The sequence below is a fragment of the Salmonella sp. NW645 genome (assembly GCF_051703725.1).
GTDB lineage: Bacteria > Pseudomonadota > Gammaproteobacteria > Enterobacterales > Enterobacteriaceae > Salmonella > Salmonella enterica.
In genome coordinates this window covers 1-290 of sequence record NZ_JAMMKR010000037.1, presented here as the reverse complement: position 1 = coordinate 290, position 290 = coordinate 1, and the positions used below count along the sequence as shown (strand labels likewise).

Genomic DNA, 290 nt, shown 5'->3' with positions numbered 1-290 from the left:
TGGTGGGTCGTGCAGGATTCGAACCTGCGACCAATTGATTAAAAGTCAACTGCTCTACCAACTGAGCTAACGACCCATACGGGTGCTGCCTGAAAGATTTTACTCGGACCATCTAAAGATGGTGGGTCGTGCAGGATGACTCGGCTTCGCCTCGCCCTACAGGTTGCTGACGCAACGTTATCCTTCACGTTCAACATCTGAGTTTGATGTTAAATTGGTGGGTCGTGCAGGATTCGAACCTGCGACCAATTGATTAAAAGTCAACTGCTCTACCAACTGAGCTAACGACC

General features: G+C 49.3%; 1 tRNA gene. It reads right to left on the bottom strand.

From position 1 onward, the window contains the following. Positions 1–76, bottom strand: a tRNA-Lys gene (locus tag NA389_RS21960). Positions 77–290 lie beyond the last annotated feature (214 nt).